Origin of the sequence: Sphaerospermopsis sp. FACHB-1094 (assembly GCF_014696195.1) — a bacterium.
GTDB lineage: Bacteria > Cyanobacteriota > Cyanobacteriia > Cyanobacteriales > Nostocaceae > Sphaerospermopsis > Sphaerospermopsis kisseleviana.
In genome coordinates, this window is record NZ_JACJPT010000181.1 from 1 (window position 1) to 6,268 (window position 6,268).

Sequence of the window (6,268 nt, forward strand, 5' to 3'; positions counted from 1 at the left end):
TTAATTAGGGGTTGCTGAGAAAGTCTTTCCGTGAGGGCATAGGAGTCAGGAGTCAGGAGTCAGGAGTCAGGAGGAGATTTGAAAATTTCTTTGCTATCTCTTGAAATCCCAAAAAATGCACACTTTTTCCGGTATACCCTTCAAAACCCTTGCACTAATTTCTGTGTTTATCAGCCTCTAACCTTTGATATATCAAGGTTTTAGGTTTATTCAGCAAACCCTAATTAATAGAATAATCTTTTTTGACGGGTTTTTGATATCCTCTGGTTTTGTCAGGGGATATTTTTTTATGACTTGCACATTTACTGTCAAGAAATATGTTATATTTTAGAATTTTCTCACTAACTGTTCAGGATTGCTATATTACAATTATATTATTAATTTCAACTACCTAACCATGACAACTATATCTATAGAATTACCAGAAAGTATTTTTCACACATTAGGAAAATCCCCTGATGAATTAGCCAGAGAAATGAAAATAGCTGCTGCTGTTAAATGGTATGAATTAGGATCAATATCTCAAGGTAAAGCGGCAGAGATAGCAGGTTTAAACAGAATAGAATTTATGGATGTTCTGATTCGTTATCAGGTTTCTCCCTTTCAATATACTGCGGTCGAATTAGCCGAGGAAATTGCATCACTAGATGAATAGATATGAATAAAATAGTTATTAACACATCACCGCTAATTGTACTATTTAAAAGTCAACTTACCTATTTACTACCACAGCTATTTACGGAAATTATTGTTCCTGCTGCTGTTTGGGGTGAAATTGTCAAAGCTGGTAAAATAGATATAGCATCTCAAGAATTACCTAATGCTAATTGGGCAAAACAAGTTACTATTTCTGAAATTTCTGCTTTAATTGTACCTTGGGGTATAGATTTAGGAGAATCTGAAGTTTTGACATTTGCTTTAGAAAACATTGGTTATCGCGCAGTTATTGATGATGCTGCTGCTAGAAAAGTGGCGAAAAGTTTAAATATTCCCTTTATGGGAACTTTGGGAGTATTAGTTTTAGCAAAGAAACAAGGGTTAATAACTTCTATTGATGAACCTATTCAAGCATTACAAAAAGCTGGTTTATGGTTATCTCATGATTTAATTCAATTTCTCAAGGAACAAGATAATAGATAAATTTTGGCATAGTTTAGGGGTTGATTAATAAAACTTTTTCGCGCAAAGTCGCAAAGTCGCAAAGACGCAAAGGGAGGGAAAGGAGGTTTTAATTTACTCAAATAAGGATAGTTGTCCTTCTCTTTTTAGCCTCCAACTGTCTTCTCCTATCCGTTCTCCAATATCTTCTAAAACTGTTAAAATTGTTTGATTTTCTGGTGTTGTGCCGTTTTTTAAAAGTGGTAACAGATGTAATACTATTTCATCAAAGCTGGGATTTTTTCTTTCTCGTTCCATTCTGCGTAAGTAACTAATTAAATAGTATTTTATTCTTAATCTTACATCTATATGTGATTTGAATTTTGCATCTTTTTTGAGGGTGAAAAGTTCGGTTTTTTCGTCATAGTCGAAGTTTCCTAATAAAATTGGTGTTAAGTCAGAATATTCTTTTTTTAATAGGTCTAAAAATCCTAGTTCTAAACCTTTAATAATTAGTTCGTCGTTAATTTGTTCTAGGGTTGCACCATCATTTTTAGCTATTATTCCTTCTATGGTTTGTATTACGATTTCTGCAATATCCATTCCTAAGTTAGCTTTCATGATGGCTTTAGGACTGCGAACTTTACGGAAATTAATGATTAGTTGTCCTGATAAAACTGTAAAAGGATTTTGTCTTTTTTTAAAACTTGTTTGTCCATTTTTTTGTGGTACTGCACCGATGTATTCAAACCCGCAACTTTCGGCGGTGTCAATAATTAAATGCCAAAATTCGGGATCTTTATGGGCAAATACAAATGATAACCAGCGATCAAATTTTAATACTCTATACATTTCTTTGATGCTTTCTGCTATCAGTTGGTTATATTCTTCTTTGGTTTTTTGATGTTCTCCTCCTTCTATTGCTTCTTGTTCATAGTCTGCTTCTGTTACTTCTAAATCTAACCAAGCATTCCACATTACAGATAAATCTAAATAAGGAATTTTCTTACCATAGGGAGGATCTGTATATATATAGTCTACACTTTCTTTAGGAATAAAACTCAAATTTGTGGCTGTTCCTTTTAAAATTTTCGCGTGAGAAATCGTTGTTTGATTAATAAAGTATTGCATTTCTTTTTTAGCAGCATCTACTTTTTTAAATCTCATTTCCAAATATGTTAAAATATCTATATCTACAGGTGACGGTGCAATTCTATAACGATAATATCTAAAAGCAGAAGAATCTCCTTGTCCTGCTGCTGGTTTATTTGGTGTTGTATGATAAGTTAAATTAGCTTTTGTCAGAAGTCCAGAAAACATTAACATTAATGAATCTCGAATATTTTTGTTTTTCTCTTTTTTGATAAGTGACTTTAATAACCCTAACTGTGCCAGTTGTTTATCACTAAATAACTGTTCTACTGTTTCCACATCCGAACCTTTAGGTAATCGTAAACCTTGAGGATAGGGATATTTTTTTAATGCTTTTTGAATTTCTATTTCTGTAGTTGGTTTTTGTTTTTGATATTCAGTTTTTACCCTTTCAAAAGCTGCTGAAAGTTCATCAAAATCTACAGGAGCAATTAAAGAATTAACTAGAAAAACCGCCATTGGGTTAATATCTGTACTAATAGCTTTTCTATTATTCATTAATGCTTCAATAGCTGTAACACCACTACCACCAAAAGGATCAAGAATTAAATCTCCAGGTTGACTAAAATTTTTAATATATTCAGATACCACATTCCAAGCTTGTTTAGTAAAATATCCATGAACTCCAAAATGTCTCTTAGCAGTTTGTTTTTTTACGGGTATTTCTGCTAATAAAGGACGAGTATTATAATCAAACTCACTTTTAGCTTTAACTGTTACCGTAGCAGGTTCATAACTAAAGTTTTTCCCAGATTGAAAACTGGAAGGTGAGAGAAATTGGGTTAACTTATCCCAATGAAAATCTATTTCATCAAGAGAGAAAAACAAAACGGGTATATTATTTCCAGTGGTTTTAAAAATAGCAAACTCTACACCATTACAAAGTGCAAAATAATTACTTCTAATTTCTGGATGGGTAGCATAACTATAAACCTGTTCCACATGATCACCATCTTGAATATTTTGATTTGGTGCTTTTGCATCCAGTACCCAAGCAAAATTATTTTCTACCTTTAAAACATAATCAGGAATAAGATTAATAGGACGTTTTTTACTACCAATCTTTAAAAACGGATGTTGTAAAGTTTTACTGCGAACTATATTAACTTGTGTATAACCTAAAGCTTGTAAAATCGGGAGAATAATTACTTCTCTAACACTATCTTCTTTAAAATCAGAGTTATATTTCAGAGATGAGAAATCCAAATTCCCGAAAATATTACTAATATTACTCATTTTCCTTGATTCTTGTAAATATTGAGCTTCAAACTAATATGATACTCGAAAATATCTGTGATGTTCGTATTTGTTATAATTGTTAGTAATATTACTGAATAATTAACACAGTTGTTAAAAATTTTAATCAAACATTACTTTCTCACTACTCCAATAATACATATATTTCTCTCTGCGTCCTCTGCGCCTCTGCGTGAGATAAAAAAATATATTCAGAAGTCGGGTATCTGGTAGGTTTTTCAGCCTTTTTCCCGATCAAGTGCAACAACAGATGAGTTTAGCTTTGTGATCTCCCAACCTAAAGGCTAAAGTGGATAGAAAGTAAAGCAGGTACAACGATGGAAGTTCAAGAAATCAAAAAATTCCCCAAACCTAGAAAAATAGACAGTCAACCCACCCCATCTCAACACATCAAGATATTAGACTGTAATCAACCCGTGAGCAGAGTTATATTTGAATGCTGGCACTGTAAACAAGGTATTTTGAGTGAAGTAGATGTCACCTCATCCCAATTTCTAGAAATTACCTGTCCTAGTTGTGGTAAAACAGGTTTAAGATTAATGGCTGATAAAGTCCTGTCAACTACTCCTATTCCTTCACCCTGGCAGTAAGGTGACAGGTGACAGGTGACAGGTGACAGTGAGAAGGCAAAAGTTAATTTTCTCTTTCTGACTCCTGCCTCCTGACTCCTGCTATATATTGTTAATTATCTTGTTAGTGGCGATCGCACTAAAAAATTCATAAACGAACCGCAGAGGCGCAGAGAACACAGAGAAAGAAGAAACTGTTAAACGGTTTGGCGCTGCTTCTTCAAAAAATGATAATAACTCAGTAATAACCCAAAATCTCTCTTAAACCCTCTTCCCTTTGTGTCCTTTGCGTACTTTGCGGTTCGTTATTCCGTGATCTGTGCCTAAGTCCTATAATTCAGAATAGCTTAAACCTAAAAATCATAGTTATTAATTATTTTGCAACCCGTAGACTTTACCACCCTCACCGCAACTTGCAGCGAACTCCGCGCTAACTGGCTACCTGCACGCACAGAACAGGTATATCAACGCGATCGCCATACCATAGCCATCGCCCTCCGCACCATGAAAAAGCGCGAGTGGCTAGATATATCATGGCATCCCCAAGCCACAAGAATTTGTATTGCTGAACCACCACCACGCACACCAGATACTTTCACTTTCAGTCAACAACTCATCCATCAGTTAGGTGGTTTAGCTTTAATAGCTATAGATTTTATCGCCCCTTGGGAACGAGTGGTAGACTTTAAATTTGCCCGTCGTCCAGGAGAAGCAGCACTTTATCACCTGTACGTCGAAGTTATGGGTAAATATAGTAATGCTATTCTCACCGACGCAAATAACGAAATTATCACCGCCGCCCATCAAGTTAGTCAACAACAGTCTAGAGTTCGTCCTATTCAAACTGGTGAACCTTACGAAACACCACCCAAACTAACAGGAACTATACCCAATTTAAACGAATCACAAACACGGTGGCAAGAACGAGTTAGTTTAGTTCCAGGTGCTATTAAAAAGCAACTCCTAAAAAGTTATAGCGGTTTAAGTGCAGCTTTATTAGATTCTATGTTATTCGCTGCCAATATATCACCAGAAACCAATACTGATATTTTAACTGCCGATGACTGGGAGAGGTTATTTACCAAATGGCAAGAATGGTTACAAACTTTAGAAACTTTAGAAAGTGGAAAATTTCAACCTGCTGTAACTGCAAAAGGTTACACTGTTTTAGGTTGGGGAGGAATAACACCAGCCAAAAATATCCAAGAATTACTCAACCAATATTATACAGATCAATTAAATCAACAATCATTTTCTCAGCTACGTCATCAGTTAACCCAGAAGTTGGGTAATATTTTGGGTAAGTTAAATATTAAAGCCCAAACCTTTAAAGACCGGTTACAACAGTCAGATCAAGCAGATGAATACAAACAACAAGCAGACCTATTAATGGCACATCTGCAAAACTGGCAACCAGGAATGACAGAAATTATTTTAGATGATTTTGAGACAGGAAAACCAGTGGCGATCGCCCTCCAACCAGATAAAAACGCCGTCCAAAATGCCCAAAAGCTATACAAACAACACCAAAAACTCAAACGCGCCCGTGCAGCAGTTGAACCACTATTATTAGACGTACAATCAGAAATAGACTATTTAGAACAAGTAGAAGCTGCTATTTCCCAAATAGAGAACTACCAAAATACAGAAGACTTACAAGCTTTAGAAGAAATACGCGATGAACTCATAGAACAAAAATATTTAGAAGACTTAGAATATCGTCGTCGCAGCAACACTGAAACCGCAAGTACAAACTTTCGTCGTTATCGCACCCCTAGCGGTTTTGAAGTCTTGATCGGTCGTAACAACAACCAAAATGATTATCTCACATTTCGGGTAGCAGGAGATTATGATTTATGGTTTCACGCCCAAGAAATACCCGGCAGTCATGTTTTACTACGTTTAGAACCCGGTGCTGTTGCCGAAGAAGCAGACTTAGAATACACAGCTAACCTAGCAGCTTACTTTAGTCGTGGCCGTGAAAGTGAACAAGTACCAGTAGTTTACACCCAACCCAACCGAGTGTATAAACCCAAAGGTGCAAAACCTGGACTTGTGGTTTATAAACACGAAACCATAATTTGGGGAAAACCACAATTGGTGACTGGTGACTGGTGACTGGTGACTGGTGACTGGTGACTGGTGACTGGTGACTGGTGACTGGTGACTGGTGACTGGTGACTGGTGACTGG

General features: G+C 35.8%; 5 protein-coding genes. 4 read left to right on the top strand and 1 reads right to left on the bottom strand.

From position 1 onward, the window contains the following. Window positions 1-397: 397 nt before the first annotated feature. Both H6F47_RS26360 and H6F47_RS26365 read left to right on the top strand, forming a co-directional pair. On the top strand, window positions 398-655 hold the full coding sequence (locus H6F47_RS26360; protein ID WP_137668086.1) for a UPF0175 family protein: 258 nt from the start codon (window positions 398-400) through the stop codon (window positions 653-655). A 2-nt stretch (window positions 656-657) separates the two neighbouring features. After that, a complete protein-coding gene (locus H6F47_RS26365; RefSeq protein WP_190651702.1) occupies window positions 658-1,140 on the top strand; it encodes a DUF3368 domain-containing protein in 483 nt (160 codons plus the stop codon). 93 nt (window positions 1,141-1,233) lie between these two features. Here H6F47_RS26365 and H6F47_RS26370 read toward each other — a convergent pair whose 3' ends face one another. Next, on the bottom strand, window positions 1,234-3,486 hold the full coding sequence (locus H6F47_RS26370; RefSeq protein WP_199291305.1) for a DNA methyltransferase: 2,253 nt from the start codon (window positions 3,484-3,486) through the stop codon (window positions 1,234-1,236). A gap of 338 nt (window positions 3,487-3,824) precedes the next feature. On the opposite strand from H6F47_RS26370, the gene H6F47_RS26375 reads away from it, so the two are divergent. Together H6F47_RS26375 and H6F47_RS26380 are read left to right on the top strand one after the other, a co-directional pair. Further along, window positions 3,825-4,097 (top strand): hypothetical protein, encoded by a 273-nt coding sequence (locus tag H6F47_RS26375; protein ID WP_096565916.1) that lies wholly within the window; start codon window positions 3,825-3,827, stop codon window positions 4,095-4,097. 357 nt (window positions 4,098-4,454) lie between these two features. Further along, a complete protein-coding gene (locus H6F47_RS26380; protein WP_190651704.1) occupies window positions 4,455-6,194 on the top strand; it encodes an NFACT family protein in 1,740 nt (579 codons plus the stop codon). Window positions 6,195-6,268: the final 74 nt, after the last annotated feature.

Bases quoted from the DNA above. Each gene is read 5' to 3' on its own strand.
- H6F47_RS26360 (WP_137668086.1), top strand. From the start codon at position 398: ATGACAACTATATCTATAGAATTACCAGAAAGTATTTTTCACACATTA.
- H6F47_RS26365 (WP_190651702.1), top strand. From the start codon at position 658: ATGAATAAAATAGTTATTAACACATCACCGCTAATTGTACTATTTAAA.
- H6F47_RS26370 (WP_199291305.1), bottom strand. From the start codon at position 3,486: ATGAGTAATATTAGTAATATTTTCGGGAATTTGGATTTCTCATCTCTG.
- H6F47_RS26375 (WP_096565916.1), top strand. From the start codon at position 3,825: ATGGAAGTTCAAGAAATCAAAAAATTCCCCAAACCTAGAAAAATAGAC.